17 protein-coding genes are annotated in these 20230 nt (G+C 34.0%); 16 read left to right on the top strand and 1 reads right to left on the bottom strand.

All coding sequences use genetic code 11. From position 1 onward, the window contains the following. The first annotated feature begins 319 nt into the window (after positions 1-319). Together DOK76_RS05325 and DOK76_RS05320 are read left to right on the top strand one after the other, a co-directional pair. Positions 320-838: a hypothetical protein gene (locus DOK76_RS05325; RefSeq protein WP_206965511.1), complete on the top strand. Its 519-nt coding sequence runs from the start codon at positions 320-322 to the stop codon at positions 836-838. Positions 839-982: 144 nt separating this feature from the next. Further along, a complete protein-coding gene (locus DOK76_RS05320) occupies positions 983-4195 on the top strand; it encodes a DEAD/DEAH box helicase (protein WP_206965509.1) in 3213 nt (1070 codons plus the stop codon). A gap of 37 nt (positions 4196-4232) precedes the next feature. Here the strand turns inward: DOK76_RS05320 and DOK76_RS05315 are convergent, their stop codons facing one another. Next, a complete protein-coding gene (locus DOK76_RS05315; RefSeq protein ID WP_206965507.1) occupies positions 4233-5384 on the bottom strand; it encodes a WxLIP family cell surface protein in 1152 nt (383 codons plus the stop codon). A gap of 224 nt (positions 5385-5608) precedes the next feature. On the opposite strand from DOK76_RS05315, the gene DOK76_RS05310 reads away from it, so the two are divergent. The 14 genes from DOK76_RS05310 to DOK76_RS05245 all read left to right on the top strand — a co-directional run bounded on the left by DOK76_RS05310 (position 5609) and on the right by DOK76_RS05245 (position 20214). After that, positions 5609-6235, top strand: a complete 627-nt coding sequence (locus tag DOK76_RS05310; protein WP_206965504.1) for a WxL domain-containing protein — start codon at positions 5609-5611, stop codon at positions 6233-6235. A 349-nt stretch (positions 6236-6584) separates the two neighbouring features. Further along, positions 6585-7247 carry a hypothetical protein gene (locus DOK76_RS05305; protein WP_206965502.1) on the top strand — a complete coding sequence of 221 codons (663 nt, stop codon included), beginning with the start codon at positions 6585-6587 and terminating at the stop codon, positions 7245-7247. Then, positions 7234-8319 carry a WxL protein host-binding domain-containing protein gene (locus DOK76_RS05300; protein ID WP_206965499.1) on the top strand — a complete coding sequence of 362 codons (1086 nt, stop codon included), beginning with the start codon at positions 7234-7236 and terminating at the stop codon, positions 8317-8319. Before DOK76_RS05305 ends, DOK76_RS05300 begins: the two co-directional genes overlap by 14 nt. Before the next feature lie 10 nt (positions 8320-8329). Continuing rightward, on the top strand, positions 8330-8665 hold the full coding sequence (locus tag DOK76_RS05295) for a hypothetical protein (protein WP_206965497.1): 336 nt from the start codon (positions 8330-8332) through the stop codon (positions 8663-8665). Between the two features lie 3 nt (positions 8666-8668). Further along, the gene (locus DOK76_RS05290; protein ID WP_206965496.1) at positions 8669-8908 is read left to right on the top strand and encodes a hypothetical protein; all 240 of its coding nucleotides are present in this window, start codon (positions 8669-8671) and stop codon (positions 8906-8908) included. Between the two features lie 274 nt (positions 8909-9182). Beyond that, positions 9183-9938: a WxL domain-containing protein gene (locus DOK76_RS05285; RefSeq protein ID WP_206965495.1), complete on the top strand. Its 756-nt coding sequence runs from the start codon at positions 9183-9185 to the stop codon at positions 9936-9938. Positions 9939-10120: 182 nt separating this feature from the next. After that, positions 10121-11836, top strand: coding sequence for an ABC transporter ATP-binding protein (locus DOK76_RS05280; protein ID WP_206965494.1), 1716 nt, complete (start codon positions 10121-10123; stop codon positions 11834-11836). Between the two features lie 195 nt (positions 11837-12031). Further along, positions 12032-12520: an ECF transporter S component gene (locus DOK76_RS05275; RefSeq protein ID WP_206965493.1), complete on the top strand. Its 489-nt coding sequence runs from the start codon at positions 12032-12034 to the stop codon at positions 12518-12520. 102 nt (positions 12521-12622) lie between these two features. Further along, positions 12623-13690 carry an aspartate-semialdehyde dehydrogenase gene (locus tag DOK76_RS05270; protein ID WP_206965492.1) on the top strand — a complete coding sequence of 356 codons (1068 nt, stop codon included), beginning with the start codon at positions 12623-12625 and terminating at the stop codon, positions 13688-13690. Beyond that, entirely contained in the window at positions 13687-14574 is an 888-nt protein-coding gene (dapA, locus tag DOK76_RS05265; protein ID WP_206965491.1) for a 4-hydroxy-tetrahydrodipicolinate synthase, read from the top strand. Before DOK76_RS05270 ends, dapA begins: the two co-directional genes overlap by 4 nt. A gap of 17 nt (positions 14575-14591) precedes the next feature. Next, positions 14592-16265 (top strand): ribonuclease J, encoded by a 1674-nt coding sequence (locus tag DOK76_RS05260; protein WP_206965490.1) that lies wholly within the window; start codon positions 14592-14594, stop codon positions 16263-16265. A gap of 68 nt (positions 16266-16333) precedes the next feature. Continuing rightward, positions 16334-17761, top strand: coding sequence for an MFS transporter (locus DOK76_RS05255; protein ID WP_206965489.1), 1428 nt, complete (start codon positions 16334-16336; stop codon positions 17759-17761). A gap of 159 nt (positions 17762-17920) precedes the next feature. Further along, positions 17921-19246: a DRTGG domain-containing protein gene (locus DOK76_RS05250; protein ID WP_206965487.1), complete on the top strand. Its 1326-nt coding sequence runs from the start codon at positions 17921-17923 to the stop codon at positions 19244-19246. 14 nt (positions 19247-19260) lie between these two features. Further along, positions 19261-20214 carry a DHH family phosphoesterase gene (locus tag DOK76_RS05245; RefSeq protein WP_206965485.1) on the top strand — a complete coding sequence of 318 codons (954 nt, stop codon included), beginning with the start codon at positions 19261-19263 and terminating at the stop codon, positions 20212-20214. Positions 20215-20230: the final 16 nt, after the last annotated feature.

The following is a 20230-nucleotide window of genomic DNA, read 5'->3' as shown; positions in this document are numbered from 1 at the left end:
TAAAAGTTTAATAACTAATGATCTACTAGAAACTGAACAAGTAAATGAATTAGAAAAACTATCGCAATATAAAACTGAAACAACATTGGATAATCAGCTAGATTATCCATATAAAATAGACTATGGTAAATTAAAATCTAGTGAACCTAATTTTGCTAATCCAAGTAAGCCAGTTGAGGGTGTTTTGATATGAAGAATTGAAAGGTTATCTGGAAGAAAAAAATCTACAAGAGTTAAGGTCATGAATAATCTCGATTTTTAACAAAGTATTAAGTTAGAACAATCAGGTTATACTCGCGCGTCTGTGGATACTTATCAATTGATAGTTAAAGATCAAGTTGGCTCAGGAGAGATGATTCCTATGTTTGATGGTCATATATTTGTAGAGTATGAGCCTAAAAATACTTTTGCTAGTGTTCCAGATTTGAGGTATAGAGAGATTAAACCAACGTCAAATAATCAAAGAACCCATGAGTTACTCACCGGAAGTGCAGCAGGTTCAAATAAAGTAACGGTTTTTAACACTGAAGAAAAAGATAAGTGGAGTTTAAATCTGGCACTCTTAGATAATGAGATAAAAAATGAAGATAAAGAAGGCGATTTATTTCTAGGAGGTCTCGTGTATTACAAACAAGGTCAAGAAATTGCGATTACAGGAAATGCGTTAACGCTTGAGTCTTACGAGAAGTCTCCAAGTGATGAAGTTGACTTGATTAAAGATATTAATCTTCACTCTTCAAAGGAAGATGAGGGTATTAGATTGAAACAAAGGATGGGGAATTCAGTCGGTCATTACAAAGGAACGTTAGTCTGGACTTTGTCTGACACGCCTAAATAATAAGTTTAAACTTTTGGGAGTAGAGAAATCTGCTCCTTTTTTTAATTAAAAGAGATATTATTCTTATAAATTTGATATAATAGTTGGAAGACCTTTTTTAACTAGCAGATAAGGTGATTAGAATGTGGATAGGGTGTGGATAAAATGAAATGGTCAATTCCTGAAAAGGTTGTAGAAGAAGGACGAGAATATGCTAAAGAAGGTCGAGTTGTTTCCATTAGTAAAAATGAGGAACAACAAGTTTGGTATGCAGATGTTGTGGGTTCGGAAGTATTTCACATTGAACTAGATGGCACAGCCAAAGAAGAAGATGTGTGTCAATGCCAATACTGGCAACAACATGGTTTTTGTAAGCATACCGTGGCCACAGAGCTAGCTTTAAGAGGTAAGGGCTTAAATCGTTACATTAAAAAGCAAGCAAATACTCAAAAAATTTATCAACCACCAACACATGCAGATATTTTCTCTAAAAGTTTTGAACGATTACAAGAATCAGAGACGGAAAAAACACTTATATCAAGTGATCCACTAAAAGCTGAATTTACTATAGATGTAGTAGAAACGTTATCTTTCCAACCAGAGCAGTCAGTTTTAGGGTTATCGTTGAAGTTAGGAAGTCGTTTCCCAGGTAGTAAAACTTATGTAGTAAAAAACATTCAAGAATTTTTAGAAGCTTATGAGAAGAAAAAAAATTATAAGCTAAATGAACATGTTTATAAAATTGGTGAGAATTCTTTTACCAATCGGGACAGTATGTTATTAGATAAACTATTAGAAATAAAGTTAGCACAAGAATTATTGGATCAAATTAATGTCCAACAAAAAGGGAAACTTAATCGTCGCTATTTAATCCTAAACAATCCAGATGCTCAATTTTTTGTGGAGGAATTAAGCAAGACTGAGCGCTTGCTTTTTAATACCCCTAGTGATAAGAAACAGACTATCCGATTTAAAAAAGGGAAGTTACCTATTGAGATTAGAGTAGTACCTGTTGGCACAAGTGATTACAAAGTAATGATTAAGGACCGAGTGGAAATCTATCTAGAAAAATATCAATGGGCTATTGGTAACCATTCTATATATGAAATGACAACAGAACAGACAGAACGTTATGAGTTATTGTTGCAGTTATTAAAGAGAGTGGATAAACCAGAAATTTTATTTACTAAAGACAATGTAGGAGATTTATTCTCTTATATTTTACCGAATTTAGATACTGTTGCAGATGTTTTCGTGTCAGATGATTTACAAAGTGAAATGATTCGTGTGCCATTACGTTCTAAAATTCGAATTGAAGAAGCTAATAGTAGATTAGAGGCACGTGTGGATTATGTATACGGTGATGTGATTTTCTCTAGTGATGCTAAATTTACGACAAACACAGGGAAAGAATCACATGTTATTCGTAATCAAGTACAAGAAAAACGGATTGAAAAACTATTAAAGCATTTTAATTTCGCAAAACGTCAACATGTTTTCATGAAGCAACTACCAAAGGAACAAGAACTTTATGCTTTTATTAGAGAGGAAGTTCCGACTATACGAAAGTATGCTGAAGTAGAAATTGCGCCTAATGTGGCACAGCTATTTCTCAACTCAACAGATTATCAACCGAAAGTTAGTGTGAAAGAAGATGGCTCATGGTTAGATATTCAATTTGATATCTCCAATATCGAAGAAGAGGAAATTAATGATGTTTTAGTTAGTTTAATGAAACAACAAGATTATCATCAACTGAAAAGTGGACAGTTGCTCTTCTTAGATGAGTTCGGCTTTAAAGAGACGAGCTCAGTGTTACAACAATTAAGAGGTGATATTAAAGTTCGTAAAGGGAAGTTGGAGGTCCCAAGATACAGAGGACTTTTGGTTAACCAAGCTTTATCAGAGATGAAAGATGTAGAAACCAGTGACTTGTTTACAAAAATGGTGGAGGATTTGACTCATCCAAAAGAATTTGAAGTAAGCCTACCTAAACAGTTAAATGCTAAATTGCGAGGTTACCAAAAAACAGGTTTCAAGTGGTTAAAAATGCTTAGTCATTATCATTTTGGTGGTATCTTAGCTGATGATATGGGGTTAGGGAAAACAATCCAAACTATTACATATCTTTTGTCTGAAAAAGAGGAAGGAAAATTAAACGCTCCTTCATTGATTGTAGCACCGGCTAGTTTATTATATAACTGGCAAATTGAAATTGAAAAATTTGCTCCGACCTTAAAAGCAGCAGTTATTATAGGGAGTAAAACAGAGCGACATGAGCTATTAAAAGCACACCATGATGCAGATGTTTTAGTAACTTCTTACTCTACTTTAAGACAGGATTATGAACTCTATAAGGAAATGAATTTCCATAGTTTAATCCTGGATGAAGCACAAATGATAAAAAATGCAGCAACCAAAACATTCCAAACAATTGAAACATTAAAAGCAGATCATTTCTTTGCTTTGAGTGGGACACCAATTGAAAATAAATTGGAAGAGCTTTGGGCGTTATTTAGAATCTTAATGCCTGGTTTTTTCCCACCATTGAGACGATTTAAACAACTACCAACAGAAAGTATCGCTATGATGATTCAACCATTTGTTTTAAGACGTGAGAAAAAACATGTGCTAAATGATTTACCAGATAAAGTAGAAACTGATTTATATAGTCAGTTAACCGAAGAGCAAAAAACTGTCTACATAGCTCACTTACGACAAATGCAAAAGAGTTTTTCTGGTATGAGCAAAGAAAAATTAAATCAAAATCGTATTTCGATTTTAGCTGGACTCACTCGTCTAAGACAGATTTGTTGTCACCCTAAATTATTTATTGAAGATTATGAAGGAGATTCAGGCAAGTTAATTCAAGCGCTTGACTTGATTCAGACAGCTAAGGCGAATGGTAGACGTATTTTACTTTTCTCTCAATTTACTGGTATGCTTAGTATATTAGAAGAAGAATTAGCTAACCTGGGTGTTGAGACATTTTATCTTAGAGGCAGTACACCAATCAGCAAACGTCAAGAAATGGTAGAAAGATTTAATCGAGGAGAGAAAGATGTCTTTCTCATATCCTTAAAAGCAGGAGGAACTGGGCTGAATTTGACAGGCGCAGACACCGTTATTCTATATGATCTATGGTGGAATCCAGCTGTTGAAGCACAAGCAACAGGTAGGGCACATCGTATGGGCCAAAAGAAAAAAGTTGAAGTTTGGCGACTTATTTCAGAAGGAACAGTGGAAGAGAAAATGAATCGTCTTCAATTAGAGAAAAAAGAACTCTTCCAACAAGTGCTAAATTCAGAAGATGTGAAAGCTTTAAATAAAATGACTATAGAAGACATCCAAGATATATTAGATGTTGGCATAGAATAAAAAAACAGTTAAAACCAATTTCGGTTTTAACTGTTTTTTATTTTTTCTTACTTTTAACCTTTACTTTATTTTTTTTCGAAGGCCGTGTTTTTTTACGCTTTTTTTTGTTTCTTTTTTTTCTATCTATTATGATGAAAAGAACTAAGAAGATAATAACTAAAATGAATAGGCCAGAGATAATTAACCACATTAAATTATCCTTAGTCTCATTTTCTAGATTAACGGCATTTTGGTTAAGATCTTCACTTTGATTCTTAGAGATCTTAAACTCTTCAGTGAACTTGAATTCTTGTTTGTTGGCAATCACAGTAATATTAATTATGTAGTCTCCTGGATCTAAAGGATCATTATCCCACATAATTGGAAAATCAAAATTTGAGTTTGGAGCAAACTCAATGTTTCGTCTGTCTTCTGATTTTAAGGTGATATCAGATCCCTTTTTTGAAATATCTGCCTTAACATTGACATTACTTAAAAGCATGGGAGACTTATTTTGAAGATTTGCAGTCACGGCCGTTCGATATGAATAGAGCGCAGGTTTGACTTCGTGAAGAACAAAATCGGGTTCTACAACTTGTTCATTTCCATGAATGACAACTGCTTTTACAAGTTGGAATTTATTAACAAAACTGATGTTTTCATTTTGAGATGTTTCTTCTTTAGTATCAACTAAATCAGCAACGAAACCTCCTAGGATAATGCCTTCGAATCCTTGCTTAGGAGGGGTAAAATCAAACAGAAGTGTCTCAGTTTTTCCAGGATTAACGTTTACAGATTGAGCATCACCAACTAAAGTTGTGAAAGGGATGGTTAAAGAATCATCATAACGATAATTTTTTTCTTGAATGGAGTAATCAATAATGCCATTTGGGTTGGTAATGGAGTTAGTTGGAGTGACTCGTATTTTCTTTTTTTCTTTACCTGTATTAGTAACAGTTACTTCTAGTTTTTGAGATTTACCAGGTGTAGGCTTAAAATCCAAATAAGTGACCTCTTTATTAACCTGATTATTAGGTGGTGTTACCCCCATAGAAAAATTCATATTTTCTGAGTCTGATGCTAGACTGGTTAAGTTAAAAAAAGAAAGAGAACTAAACAGTAAAAATATAGTTATTAGTAATGTATTCGATTTTTTCATAATAAAAATCCTTTCTATTTGGTAGAATAAGTTATTTTGTTCAATTAACATTCTTTTATTTAATAATAACGGAGAATTCAAGTGATAGCAATAGAGTGTCACCTAATTTTCACTAATTAAAACTGAAAAAAAGTAAATCTAGTTAATATAATCACCTGTTTTTTTACAAAAAATAAGGTAAACGTTAAAAAAATATGCTTCGCGACCTTTCAAATAACGTATGTTAATGATATAATAAAGGAGAGGACTAAGATTGGAAGAGAAGGAGGGTAACGATGAAAAAAACAGTATTCTTTTTTTTTAGTTTAAGTTTGTTTATGGTTGGTTTTATAAACGTCGGTGCTATTGAAAAAGATTCAAAGGAAAAAGAAGTTACATTTGAGTTAACAGAGAATAAGAATGGTTTGACTGTTGACGCAGGTGTATTGAGATTTGGAGAACATGATGCTAATTTTAATGAAATCATTGCAGTAGCAACTAACCCGATGACTGTTTCTGTCACAGAATTCAGTGGGAATAGAACGGGCTGGACACTAAAAGTTAGCTTAGACAAATTTTCAAATGTCTTAAAACCAACAGAGACAATAAATGGTGCACAATTATTTTTTCCGCAAGTAACTCCAGAAGCTGGGACTCCTGACTTACCAACTGGAATTGAGCCAGTTACCTTGGGACCTGATAAAGGATTCAAAGAAGGAGATACAACAGATGGTGTTAGAGTTAATGATAATGATAGTTTAATACCTATTGGAAAAGCTGAAGTTGAAAAAGGTTATGGTAAGTGGAATCTCCCGTATAAAACTGCAGATGATAAAGGGCTTATTCAATTGAGAATTCCGGCAAATCAAAAAAATGGAAGTTATAAATCTACTGTGACGTATTCAGTAGAGGATGTACCATAATAAGAAGCTCAAGCAAAAGAGAGACGGAACTCTTTTGCTTGAATTTAAAATATGTTCAGTAAGTTATTAAAATAACATAACAATTTGATTGAACGGTTGAAAAAAACGTACAATAATAATATTATTAAGATAACACAAAATATGATTTTGATAATTTAGTATGATTATGGAAGCTGTATGAGATATATTAATCCGTGATATGTTGGATTGTGTTTATAGTTAAATAACGAGTAAGTTTGTTGCGAGTGTTAGGAAGAGACTAGTTTAAAAACGAGAAAAAATTGTAGATAGGTTTGTTTAATCTCGATACAGTTTTTTTATCAATTAAGAGAGGATGGAGTGAAGTCGTTTGAATTTAAGAAAAGACAGGCAAACGCTAAAACTATTTTTAGGAGTACTTGGAATCTTGATACTATGGCTAGTGTATAATTTACAAGCTCAAAAACTATATACTGAAATTCAAGATTTTGTAACAGAGGGAGCGTCATATGTTGTTCGCGTGCTAGAGTTTACTCATTTTAGAGGAGAAGCCTTACTATGGATGTTAATTTTATATTTCGTGTTAGTTTCAATGACTAATATTTTTTTATTCTATATTTTCAAAAAAAGTACATATAATAAAAAAATATTACTGAGTTACATTATTTTATTCGATGTTGTCTTGGTTAGTATTACGTGTGTCATAGCTAACTTATTTTGGCCAGTATATTTGTTATTGACTTTGTTATCTATTTTAATTATTGCAGCTGCTGTTCATGTATCAAGCATCATATGGGGGAAAACAGTTACTTACAATAAAGGAGATGTTGTTTTCTGTAGTGAGGGATTTGAAACAGAAGATATTGCTAAAAATAATTTAAATAAAAAGATAAAAGATATTGATAAAAATGGCATTTCAAAGTTATCAGGTAACATTTTTGAAGATGATGATATGTATTATTTTGAAATATATGTCAATGATAAAACAATTCTAGATAATAAAGGGGAATTTATCGTTAATGAAAAAATCTAATGTTTTATTTAAATTATTTTTTGTAATATGTCTAAGCCTAGTGTTAGGCAATGTAAAAACAATTGCTGCTGAAGATGGGATTGGGTTTTCGGTTAGGCCGATATATTCAGATACTCAAATAGATGCTGAAAAAGGTTACTATTATGTTCAAACAGAACCAGGCAAAAAGCAAGAACTAGAGTTATCCATTTTAAGCACCACAGATGATAGAGATATTACTGTTGAATTTATTGTGGAAAATGCGATGTCATCCACATATGGTGATATTGCTTATTCCAATGACCCTGAAAACATAGCTAAGGTATTAAAGCATCCAATCACAGAAATAGTAAAACCAAGGACCGAAAAAGTAGTGATTAAACCACGTCAAGAAGAGATTATGATTTTTGATTTGACACCGCCAAAAGAGCATTATGAAGGTGTTAAAATGGGAAGAATTGTCATAGCAGAATCTTCAGATGATAAAAAAACTGGTGTGGGCGAAAGTTACCAATATGCTCTAGGTGTTATTACTTCAGAAGAAGGTCTGGCATATAATGATGGAAATAAATTAGACTTAGAAGAAGTTCGAGCAAATGTTGTTTCAGGGACAAAAGTTGTGGAAGGATTTATTCTTAATCCAGATCCTAAAACAATTGAAAATTTAGAAGTCAGATCGTATGTAACAGAAAAAGGTAAGGCTCAAAAATTAAAAGAAAATAATATTGATAATTTTACATTTGCACCAAGCTCGCTCTTAAAATTTGAAATTCCCTGGGGATTAACAGATTTTAAAGGTGGAGAGTATACGTTTCATTTTGAAGCCAAAAATCAATATGAAAGTTTTAACTTGATTAAAGATTTTACTATTAAAAAAGAAGATGCTAATCGATTAAATAAAGAAGCAGCTTTTTCAGTAGAGACAAAGACAATAGTAAAAATTATTATTATAGCCCTTAATGTCGTTTTAGTTAGTTTAATTATAACTATCTTAATGCGTGATAGAAAATGGATAGATGAATTAAAAAATAGAAAAAGAAGAAAAAACAAAAAAAACGGAAGTCGAGGAAAAGGGAAAAAAGGAATCAACTAGGAGGTTTCTTATGATGAAGTTTTTTAGGAAGAATAATTTAGTTGTGTTGTTAGGTTTATTAGTATCACTGGCATGTTTTTCTCCTATTAGCTTAGCGAATGACACTTATTTTGGTGAAGAAAAAGAAACAGAAGTAGGTGTTATTCTAGAAAAAGATACCATTGATAGTAAAGAAAAAGATACAATATATACGCCAACACCTGCTGTGCCAGTCAGAAGATTGCCTGATACAGGTGAAATAATAACATCTTTTGTTTATATTATTATTGGTTTATCATTGATTTTGTTTATCTTTTCCTTAGCAGTTGTCAAGTTATTAAAAAATGATATGAGATGGGAGTATTGATAGATGAAAGATTATTTATGGATTATAGTGGCAGGAACATGTGCTATTTTAGCATTTCTATTTTTTATTTTAACTATTACTAATAGCACATCTTTAATCCAACGATTAAAGAAAAGTAAGTTACACATCATCACTAATATTGCAGTATTGCTAATTGGTCTAGGAAATATAGGGATGGTTATTTATTTATTATTAGATCTTAGAGAACAAATTAACTTTTTTAGTATGATACACTATCTTTAGTAAATGTATTTTTGTTTTTATAATTAGTGTTTTTATTTGTTATAAATCTGTTTTTAGTTTTTTTAATGTTGTTAATAGGTTGTTAAAAGGCTTTAAATGGGTGGAAAATCATCATTAACTGAAGTTATTTTTCATAAAAAGGTGTATAAATAAACTAATATATGTTACAATTAAGTTGTAAAGATGATTTGATAATTATATATTTTCAAAAAAGGTGTTATAAATATATAAATTATTAAACTCAAACACAATAAAAAGAAGGGGAGAATTTATTATGAAGAAGTCAATTTTTTCTACAGTATTGTTATCAGGATTAGTTTTATCAATCGCAGCACCAACAGCATTAGCTAATGTAGATATGTATGGACCATCTGAAGAAACAGATGTATACGTTAATCTAACAAAAGATGATGGAACTAAGCCAGGAAAAGGGCCATTTGTTGATAGATTAGCCATTGCACATGTACCAACATCATTTAAATTCGAAGAACTAATTTCAGATGCTGGGATTCACATGGATAACAAACATGATTATAAAGATGCACAGTATTTAGCAGTCAATGATGACCGTAGAACAGCTGGAGATCGTAAAGTATGGACTACAGCACCATGGAAGTTAACTGCTCAGTTATCAGACTTAACAAAAATTGGAGATGTCAACACTAAATTACCAGGTATTCTTGAATTAAATCCAACAGAATTGAAAGAATATAACATTGGTCCTATTGGAGAAAAAATTGTTAATGGTAAGCCTGTACAGGATTACCTACCTGCTCCAATTGATCCGAGTACTACAAAAGCCAGTGATAAGTATGAGGCAAAACCTGTTCAATTAGAAGCTGGTAAACAAGAACAAACAATTATGACTTACTCAGGTAAAGCTGCAGATGCTATTCAAGGAGAAAATGGAACTCGTGGAGTTCACACATCAGTAGGTAGCGATGCTAAATTAGTCTTAGCTCCAGGAGCAGCTAGTAATGAAGGTAGCTTTAAAGGTAAAGTTACTTGGACAGTTGCTTCAAACCCATAAATATAACTTAAATGAAGAGAGGCTATTAGCCTCTTTTTCATTTAACGTCACTTAATTAAACACGATGATACTGGGATAAAATTCAGTGTTATCGTATTTTTTTATGTGTTCAGTTAAAAGAATAAGACAAAAAATAAGACCTTTGCTATAGTGTAACTTAAAGATTAGTTGGAGGGATTAGGTTGTTAAAACGTTTTTTTGCTTATTATAAGCCTTACAAGGCTTTATTTATATTGGATTTTACCTGTGCCATTATTGCGGCACTATTAGAATTAAGTTTTCCAGTGATTGTCAATCAAGTGATTGATAAAATCATGCCTCTTGAAAATTTAAGGTTAATTGTCATGGTAAGCACATTGCTATTGTTTTTTTATATGATTAATACAGTGTTTCAGTATGTGGTGGTTTATTTTGGTCATAAGTTAGGGGTTAACATTGAAACAGATATGCGAAATGAACTATTTGCTCATTTTCAAAAACAACCCTTTGAATTTTATGACAATCAAAAAACAGGGAAGTTAATGAGTCGACTAACAAGTGATTTATTTGAAATTTCAGAAGTCGCCCATCATGGTCCAGAAGATGTGTTTATCACGATTATGACGTTAGTAGGTTCATTCCTGTTGATGTTTAATATTCACCCGCAATTAGCAGTGGCGACTGCGATTATGGTGCCGTTTATTACGATTGCTTTGGCTTACTTCAATAAACGAATGACAAAAGTGAACACACAAATCTATGAAAATTTGGGAGAGTTCAATGCTGGGATTGAAGCCAGTGTTAGTGGGATTAGAGTAACTCAAGCCTTTGCAAATGAAGAAGTTGAAAAGACTAGATTTGGTATGCTAAACAATTTGTATCGTCAATCGAAGTTAGCTTTTTACAAAACTATGGCGTTAAGCTCTTCTTATAATTACTTTTTGATTCGTTTGATTAGTTTATTTGCTTTGTTATTTGGTTCTTATTACACGATTAAAGGTGACATTACTAGTGGAAATTTTGTTGGGTTCATTCTATTATCTAATGTATTTGCTAGACCCATTGAAAAAATTAATGTGATGCTAGAAAGTTATCCTAAAGGTTTTGCTGGTTTTAAGCGATTTATTACGGAGTTAGATAAAGAGCCAAGTATTCAAGATCAAGAAAATGCCATTGAAGTAGATTCTTTAAAAGGAGATATCATCTATGATAAAGTTGATTTTTCTTATAGCGATGGTACGTCAGTGTTGAATCAATTGTCTTTAACCATTAATCAAGGAGAAACAGTGGCGTTTGTAGGCCCTAGTGGTGCTGGAAAAACGACGCTATGTCATTTGCTACCTCGTTTTTATGAGATTGATTCAGGAAATATCTCAGTAGATGGATACAATATCCAAGAACTTAGTATGGCTTCTTTGAGAAAGCAAATCGGGATTGTTCAACAGGATGTCTTTTTATTCCCAGGCACATTAAGAGAAAATATTGCTTATGGTAAATTAGAAGCAAATGAAGAGGAGATTTTAGAAGCAGTTGCTTTAGCTCATTTGAGTCATGTGATTGAAGAGCTCCCAGAAGGATTAGATACAGTCATTGGTGAGCGTGGTGTTAAATTGTCTGGTGGACAAAAACAACGTGTGGCTATTGCTAGAATGTTTCTGAAGAATCCACCTATTTTGATTTTAGATGAGGCGACATCAGCTCTTGATACAGAAACAGAAAATGTGATCCAAGAATCACTCATGTCTTTATCAAAAGGGCGAACAACTTTGATTATTGCCCATCGTTTAGCAACTATCAAACAAGCCACTCGCATTATTGTTGTGAATGAACAGGGTATTGCAGAAGATGGTACTCATGATGAGTTGATGGATAAGAACGGTGCTTATCGTCGGTTGTACGAGGCTCAATTTAGAGATTAATAAACAGCAGAGTCTAAAAAGCTCTGCTGTTTATTTTTTATGTATCTTAGTGGGATTGTTAATGTCGTAATAAATGTCAATTGAATCTCTTAACCTATCACTCATATTAGTGGGTCTTTTTTTGTATAGACTCTGTTTATTTTTTTATTTTTGAGTTATGATAAATTACAACTAAAAGAGTGTGGAGGATTGTTGATGAAGATTGTTAAAGATAAGTTTGCCTTACTAGCCATGTTAACGGCCTTAACAGTGGTATTAGCTCTAACTTTTATTTTTCCAGTCCCTTTAACAAAAGGGTATGTCAATTTATTAGAAGTAGGGATTTATACATCGGCCATGCTACTAGGTGGTCCTGCTGGATTAATCGTGGGTGGTATTAGCGGTGGTATGCTAGATTTATTATTAGGTTATCCACAATGGCTACTTTTTTCTGTGGTTATTCATGGAGGGCAAGGATTTATTGCTGGACGTTGGTCAGGTAATAAGCAATTAACAACGAGAATTTTATTTTTATTACTGGCTTCTGTTTTTATGATTATTGGTTACTTCTTTGCCACTTGGTTTTTATACGGAAGTGTCGCTGGGGTAGCGTCAATAGTTGGTAATGTGATTCAAAATGGATTTGGTATTATTGTTTCCATGATTATTATTAAGATTTTAGATCGCATTAACTTAATTAAATAGTGTCTTAAAAGAGAAAGATTCCTTAAAGAATTTTTCTCTTTTTTATGCTAAAATGAAACGTAAGTAACATCGGGAAATTACGGGAAAATGGAGGAAGGTTATATGTCGGGATATAATGTTGCAATTGTCGGCGCGTCGGGAGCAGTCGGCACAAAAATGAGAGAAATGCTTGAAGAGAGTTCACTACCAATTAAAGGGATTAAATTTTTAGCGTCTAAGCGCTCAGCAGGAAATAAGGTAACCTTCAAAGGTGAGACGTACATCATTGAAGAATTGACGGCAGAGGCATTTTTAGGTATGGATATGGCGTTGTTTAGTGCTGGAGGGAGTATTTCCCAAAGGTTCGCTCAAGAGGCTGTAGATAGAGGTTGTGTCGTTATTGACAACACAAGTGCTTTTCGAATGACTCAGGGAGTTCCTTTAGTTGTGCCAGAGGTTAATCCTCAAGCACTAACAGCTCATCAAGGAATTATTGCCAATCCAAATTGTTCTACCATTCAAATGATGGTTGCCTTAGAACCAATCAGACAAGCATATGGTTTAGAACGTATTATTGTGTCAACGTATCAAGCTGTTAGTGGTGCAGGTGTGTTGGCTATTAATGAGTTGAAAGACCAAGCTAGAGAGATGCTTCAAGGTGAGGAAGAAGTAGAAGCTTCTATTTTACCTTGTGCTGGAGACAAAAAGCATTACCCATTAGCTTTTAATGCCTTAGCTCAGATTGATGTCTTTGGTGCAGAAGGTTACACAGAAGAAGAGTGGAAAATGATTAATGAAACCAAAAAAATCATGTCTGATGACACGCTCAAAGTCAGTGCAACTTGTGTCAGAGTTCCAGTTTTATCAGGACATTCAGAATCTGTATACATTGACATCAAAGAAGATAATGTGTCTGTTCAAGACTTGAAAGACTTGCTAGAAAAAGCACCGGGAGTTGTATTAGAAGATAATCCAGAAGAACAGCTTTATCCACAGCCTTTAACAGCTGTCGGGGAAAAAGAAGTATTTGTTGGACGCATTCGTCGAGATGTGGATAAGTCTAATGGTTTCCATTTATGGGTGGTATCTGACAATTTATTAAAGGGTGCGGCGTGGAACAGTGTTCAAATAGCTGAGAGTTTACATGAGATGAATTTAGTGAGAGTTCCCCAAGTAGGTGAACAATCATGAAAAATACATTAAAAAATGCCTCGATTTTAACGGCAATGGTCACTCCTTTTGATGAAAAAGGTTCTTTAGCTATGGAAAAGGTACGTGATGTGGTAAATTATTTATTGGAGCATCACACAGAAGGTATCGTCGTAGGTGGCACAACAGGTGAATCTCCTACGTTGTCTGAAGATGAAAAATTAGCATTATACAAAGAAACACTCAAAGTTGTAGCAGGTCGTGTGCCAGTTATATGTGGAGCGTCAAGCAATGACACCAGAGCCTCTATTGCTTTTATTAAAAAGATAGCGGCTTTAGAAGGCGTTGCGGCAGGGCTTTGTGTGGTTCCTTATTATAATAAACCCAGTCAAGAAGGTTTGTATCAACACTTTAAAGCACTCGCAGAAGCAAGTGATTTACCTCTTATTTTGTACAACGTACCAGGTCGTACTGGGGTAAATTTAGAAGTAGCGACAACTCTTAGACTGGCAAAATTACCAAACATTATTGGAACAAAAGAGTGTCAAGGATTAGTTGCTTTTACAGAGATTGTCAAAGAGACAGATGATGATTTCTTAGTCTACTCTGGGGAAGATCATCTAGCATTACCAACCAAACTGATTGGTGGCTCAGGTGTAATTTCAGTGTCTTCTCACGTTATAGGAGACAAAATGCATGACATGTATGAAGCTCTCAAGTCTCAAGACTTAACAAAAGCAGCAAGCATTCATCAAGAGATTCATCCGGTGATTGATGCCGTCTTTTCAGTGCCGTCTCCTGCGCCAATCAAAGCTATCTACAATGAGTGGGGCTTAGAAGTAGGAGAACCAAGACTACCTCTTGTTTCCTGTAATTCAAACGAAAAAGAAAAAATAATGACGATAATTAATCAAGTCATAAAATAATAACGAGGTGAAAGAGAGTGAGTCAAATAAAAATAGTCCCTCTAGGTGGCGTTAGAGAAAATGGAAAAAGTATCTACGTTGTTGAACTAGAGAATGAAATCTTTGTTCTGGATTGTGGTTTGAAATACCCAGAAAATGAGCAGTTAGGAATCGATATGGTTATTCCTGATTTTACTTATTTACTTGAAAACAAAGAAAAGATAGCAGGAGTCTTCTTAAGTCATGGTCATGCCGATGCAATTGGGGCATTACCATACTTGTTAGAAAATGTATCAGTACCTGTTTTTGGGACTGAATTAACAACAGAGTTAGCAAAAATTAATGTTAAAAATTACGCTAACACAAAAGATTTTAATGAGTTTCATGTAGTCGATGAATTTACAGAAATTGATTTCGGGAATGCAGTGGTTAGTTTCTTTAGAACAACTCATACGATTCCAGATTCAATTGGTATTTCTATCAAGACAAGTGAAGGTAACATTGTCTACACGGGAGATTTCAAGTTTGATCAAAGTGCGTCAGCTCCTTATGCAACAGACTTTGCTCGTTTAGCAGAGATTGGTAAAGAAGGCGTGTTTGCTTTATTAAGTGATTCAAGTAATGCTGAAAATTCAGCTCTTATTGCGTCAGAAAATCAAACAGCTGAAGAAGTATATGACACGATTCGTTACTGGGAAGGTCGCATTATTGTGGCAAGTGTGGCAAGTAACATTCAACGTGTGCAACAAATTTTTGATGCAGCGGATAAAGCGGAACGTTTTGTTGTTCTTACTGGAAAAGATGTAGAACAAATTGTTAAAACAGCTATTCGTTTAGGCAAATTAACTTTACCAAATAAAGACTTGATCATTACTGAAAAAGAAATGAAAAATAAACGACCAGATCAATTATTGATTTTAGAAACAGGTCGTATGGGTGAGCCATTACAATCATTACAAAAAATGGCAAGTCGTCGTCATAAAAACATTAATATTGAAGAAGGAGATTTAATTTACATTACTACAACTCCTTCAATCTCGATTGAAACAACGATGGCTAAAACAGAAGACATGATTTACCGCGCAGGTGGGACAGTCAAAACAATTTCTGATAATCTATATGTCTCAGGACATGGTAACCAAAATGACCTGAAATTAATGCTTAACTTAATGAAACCAAAATACTTTATTCCTGTTCAAGGAGAATATCGTTTACTAGCAGCTCACGCTGACTTAGCTCATGAAGTAGGCATGTCTTATCAAGACATCTTTATTACAGGTCGTGGAGATATTTTAGAATTTGAGAAGGGCCGTTTACGTATGACAGGCTCAACAGATGCTGAAAATATTTTAATTGATGGGTTAGGTGTAGGTGATATTGGTAATATCGTCCTACGTGATCGTAAAATCTTATCTCAGGACGGAATTTTTATTGCAGTTGTGACGATTAATCGTCGAGCTAAGAAGATTATTTCTAAACCAAGAATTACATCAAAAGGCTTTGTTTATATGAAGACAAGTACTGATTTAATGACTGAAAGTGCCAAAATTGTTGAAACAGTTGTGTTAGAAAATCTTGAAAAACAAGATTTCGATTGGGGCGTTTTAAAACAAGAAATTAGAGATCAACTAAGTCGTTATCTGTATGAACAAACAAAAAGAAGACCTGTGATTCTACCAGTTATTATGGAATCTAGTCAAAAGAGAAAATAAGATAAAATGTAGGTTGAAGACATCTATTCAACCTACATTTATTTTGTTGTTAAAGAGGGGAAAACAAAATGAATCAAGAAAAAGTACAAAAATACAGATGGTTTAGTTTAGTAGCTGTGGGCTTATTTACCTTTATGTCTACTTTAGATGGGAGTATTGTCAATATTGCTTTACCTGTTATCGCCAAAGACTTAGGTGTGGCAATGAATTTATCTGAGTGGATTGTGTCGATTTATTTAATGGCTATTTGTGTGTTCTTACTATTCTTTGGAAAAGTGGGAGATAGTATTGGCAAAATAAAAGTGTTTAAGATTGGGACAATCGTGTTTATAATCGGTTCTTTTCTGTGTGGTATACCAGGCAGCTTACCGCTACTACTTGTATCTCGTGTGATTCAAGCGCTAGGTGCTAGTATGACAATGGCCACAAGTAACGGAATTATCACCGAAATTTTTCCAAAAGAAGAACGTGGACGAGCGCTTGGAATGATTGGTTCATTTGTTTCTTTAGGTGCTATTGCAGGTCCTGGAATAGGCGGCGTGATTTTATCACATTTTGAATGGTCTTATATTTTCTGGATTAATGTACCAGTAGGTATCATAACCTTAATGTTTGGTTGGTATTTCTTACCTAAAGAAGAAGTTAAAACAGGGGAGAAAATTGACTATATCGGGGTTATCTTATTTGCTTTATTTATTCTATTATTCTTTGGTGGTATTTTTATTGGTCAAGAAATAGGCTTCCTTCATCCTCTTATCATCGGTATGATTCTGGTGTCACTAATTTCACTTTATGGTTTTTACCGTTTTGAGAAAAATCATGAGAAACCTCTTGTGCAATTTGGTTTATTCAGCAATAAGATGTTTACAGTTAGTTTACTAACAGCAGTCATGATTTTTACAACGAACTTTTTTGCTAATGTCGTTAATCCTTTTTACTTACAAAATGTTCTTGGTTTAGAAGCCAATATCGCAGGGCTTTTAATGATGATTTTTCCTTTAGTAATGGTAGTCGGCGCTCCTTTAAGTGGCTTTTTAACAGATAAAAAAGGACCACAATTTATTACGTTAATTGGTTTAGTCTTATTAACCATTGGACAAATTGGTTATTTATTATTAGGTGAAACGTCACCGGTTGGATTGTTTATTGCCATTATGTCTTTAGTTGGAGCAGGGAATGCCATGTTCCAAGCGCCAAATAATACAATCATTATGTCTAGTGTGAAAAAAGAAGAATATGGTATTGCAGGTAGTTTAAATGCTTTAGCGAGAAACTTAGGAATGGTGATGGGGATTTCTTTATCCACAACGATTCTATTCCAATCTATGAGCTATGAAGCGGGAGAAAAAGTAGTTGGTTTTGTTGAAGGTAGACCGGATATTTTTGTGTACGGTATGCACATCACTTATATGTTATCTTTCAGTATTTGTTTGTTAGCTACAGGGATGACGGCATGGAGATTTTACAAAGGAAATATGAAACAAGAAACTAAGTAACATATTTCTTGTTAATGTGTATTGTTAGTATCTGTTATAATGCTTGTGATTTGTTTTCACGAGAAATCGTGATAGAATGTTAATTAGTTGATGGTTCTTGGATTGAAACAGACTATTCAAACTATAACAAGATAAAGCAGAAAGAATTAGGTGAATAACATGGCAGTAACAAAACATGATCAAATTCTTGAATACATCGAAACCTTACCTGTGGGTGAGAAAATTTCTGTTCGAGGGATAGCAAAAGCACTTTCCGTTAGTGAAGGAACGGCTTACCGAGCGATTAAAGAGGCAGAAAATGTTGGTCTAGTCTCAACCATTCAACGGGTGGGAACGATCAGAATCGAAAAAAAAGTAAAAGAAAATATTGAGCGACTCACTTATGGCGAAGTCTCTAAAATTATTGAAGGAGATATTTTAGCTGGAAGAAAAGGATTAGATAAAGTTCTGAAAAAATATATTATTGGCGCTATGACAGAAGAAAATATGTTGCGCTATATTACGTCAGGCTCATTAATGATTGTCGGAGATAGGACAGGTGTACAGCGTCTAGCTTTAGAAAATGGGGCAGCTGTGTTAATAACTGGGGGATTTGATGTAGCAGAAGAAATTTTGTCATTAGCTGATGAAGTGGAAATGCCTATTATTAGAACCACCTATGATACCTTTACAGTAGCGACAACGATTAACCGAGCTATGAGTGATCAAATGATTAAAAAAGATATTATGACTGTTAAGGACATTCAAACAGATTTTGATCGAACAGTCTTCTTAAATGTCAAAAGTACAGTAGAAGATTATCAAAAATTATCAGAAGAAAGTGGCTTTACACGTTTTCCTGTAGTGAATAAATCAAACCGTTTAGTGGGGATTATTACGTCAAAAGACGTGGTTAATAAACCATTAACTCAACCGATTGAAAAAATCATGACAAAAGACCCAAGAAAAGCGAAGGAACATATGAGTGTCGCAAGTATTGGGCATCAAATGATTTGGGACGGTTTAGAGGTGATACCTGTTGTAGAAGACGATTTGACACTTACAGGGATCGTGTCTAGACGAGATGTGATGAAAGCTATGCAATTAGCTCAAAGACAACCACAAGTGTCTAATACTCTGTCAGATTTAATTACAGATGAAGTTGTGGAAAAAGAAGCAAAAGATGAGATGTCTTTACCAGAATTTTCATTTGTTGTGACGCCTCAAATGGTAAACAATATGGGAACTTTATCTTTTGGTGTCTTAAATCAAATTATTTCAAAAGTAGCTCAACGCACGTTGTCAGTGAAATATCACTATAATTCCGTGATTGAGCAAATGAGTTTGTATTATTTTAAATTGATTCAGATTGATAGTGAAATTGAGTTCAAGTCTCGAATCATTGAAGTTGGTCGACGTTCTGCTAAAATAGACATTGAAGTCTTTATTGATAATGTGGTTGTGGCAAAAGCAATGACTGTGTGTCAATTGATGGAGCAAGCATAGAGAGGAAGTCAAACATGAGTGTTACTCAGACAATATTAGAAACAATCAAAGCATATCCTAAAATCATGATTCATCGCCATCAAAGCCCAGATATGGATGCCTTAGGTTCTCAAGGAGGCTTAGCTAACATTTTACGTGCTTCTTTTCCTGAAAAAGAAATCTACATGGTTGGAGGACCTGTGGATAAATTAAATTACCTTGTGGAAATGGACACGGTAACAGATGAGATGTATGAAGGAGCTTTAGTAATAGCGACAGACACAGCTAATGAACCACGCATCAGTGGGGAACAATATAAATTAGGTGAGTTGTTAATTAAGATGGATCACCATCCAGATGATGAGCCTTTTGGGGATATTTCTTTTGTTAATACCAAAGCAAGTAGTGCCAGTGAGTTGATTTATGATTTTTACACAGAATTTCAAGATGAGCTTGTTTTAACAAAAGAAGCAGCGAGATTACTCTATGCAGGTATTATTGGAGACACAGGTCGATTCAAGTACCCAGCAACAACGAGCCATACTCTTTTTGTAGCAAGTAAGTTAAGAGAGTTTGATTTTGATGTGGCTGAGTTAAATCGTGAGATGACAGAGATGCCAGAAAATGTATTGCGTTTATCTGGTTATGTGATGGAAAATGTCATTGTGGATGAAAATGGTGCTGGTATGGTATTACTTTCTCAAGAAGTATTAGACCGTTTCGGAGTAGTAGACTCAGAAACACCAGCGATTATTCCGATTCCTGGTAAGGTAAAAGGAATGAAATCATGGGGGATTTTTGTGGCTCAACCAGAAGGATTTTACCGCGTACGCTTACGTTCAAAAGGTCCAGTGATTAACACCATTGCTAAACGTCATCATGGTGGAGGACATCCATTAGCAAGTGGTGCCAATGCAGCGGACTTAGAAGAAGTAGAAGCAATCTACCAAGAAATTAAAAAGTTAGTAGCAGATTACGTAAAAAAATAGGTCAGACTCAGAGGAG

It is taken from the genome of Candidatus Vagococcus giribetii (assembly GCF_017316185.1).
GTDB classification, from domain to species: Bacteria; Bacillota; Bacilli; order Lactobacillales; family Vagococcaceae; genus Vagococcus; species Vagococcus giribetii.
The sequence above is the reverse complement of the archived record's forward strand: the minus strand, read 5'-3'. Positions and strand labels throughout refer to the sequence as shown.

What these genes read in the sequence shown, in the direction of transcription:
- DOK76_RS05320 (WP_206965509.1), top strand. Translation starts at nt 983, where the DNA reads ATGAAATGGTCAATTCCTGAAAAGGTTGTAGAAGAAGGACGAGAATAT.
- DOK76_RS05315 (WP_206965507.1), bottom strand. Translation starts at nt 5,384, where the DNA reads ATGTTAATTGAACAAAATAACTTATTCTACCAAATAGAAAGGATTTTT.
- DOK76_RS05310 (WP_206965504.1), top strand. Translation starts at nt 5,609, where the DNA reads ATGAAAAAAACAGTATTCTTTTTTTTTAGTTTAAGTTTGTTTATGGTT.
- DOK76_RS05300 (WP_206965499.1), top strand. Translation starts at nt 7,234, where the DNA reads ATGAAAAAATCTAATGTTTTATTTAAATTATTTTTTGTAATATGTCTA.
- DOK76_RS05295 (WP_206965497.1), top strand. Translation starts at nt 8,330, where the DNA reads ATGATGAAGTTTTTTAGGAAGAATAATTTAGTTGTGTTGTTAGGTTTA.
- DOK76_RS05290 (WP_206965496.1), top strand. Translation starts at nt 8,669, where the DNA reads ATGAAAGATTATTTATGGATTATAGTGGCAGGAACATGTGCTATTTTA.
- DOK76_RS05285 (WP_206965495.1), top strand. Translation starts at nt 9,183, where the DNA reads ATGAAGAAGTCAATTTTTTCTACAGTATTGTTATCAGGATTAGTTTTA.
- DOK76_RS05275 (WP_206965493.1), top strand. Translation starts at nt 12,032, where the DNA reads ATGAAGATTGTTAAAGATAAGTTTGCCTTACTAGCCATGTTAACGGCC.
- DOK76_RS05270 (WP_206965492.1), top strand. Translation starts at nt 12,623, where the DNA reads ATGTCGGGATATAATGTTGCAATTGTCGGCGCGTCGGGAGCAGTCGGC.
- dapA (WP_206965491.1), top strand. Translation starts at nt 13,687, where the DNA reads ATGAAAAATACATTAAAAAATGCCTCGATTTTAACGGCAATGGTCACT.
- DOK76_RS05255 (WP_206965489.1), top strand. Translation starts at nt 16,334, where the DNA reads ATGAATCAAGAAAAAGTACAAAAATACAGATGGTTTAGTTTAGTAGCT.
- DOK76_RS05250 (WP_206965487.1), top strand. Translation starts at nt 17,921, where the DNA reads ATGGCAGTAACAAAACATGATCAAATTCTTGAATACATCGAAACCTTA.
- DOK76_RS05245 (WP_206965485.1), top strand. Translation starts at nt 19,261, where the DNA reads ATGAGTGTTACTCAGACAATATTAGAAACAATCAAAGCATATCCTAAA.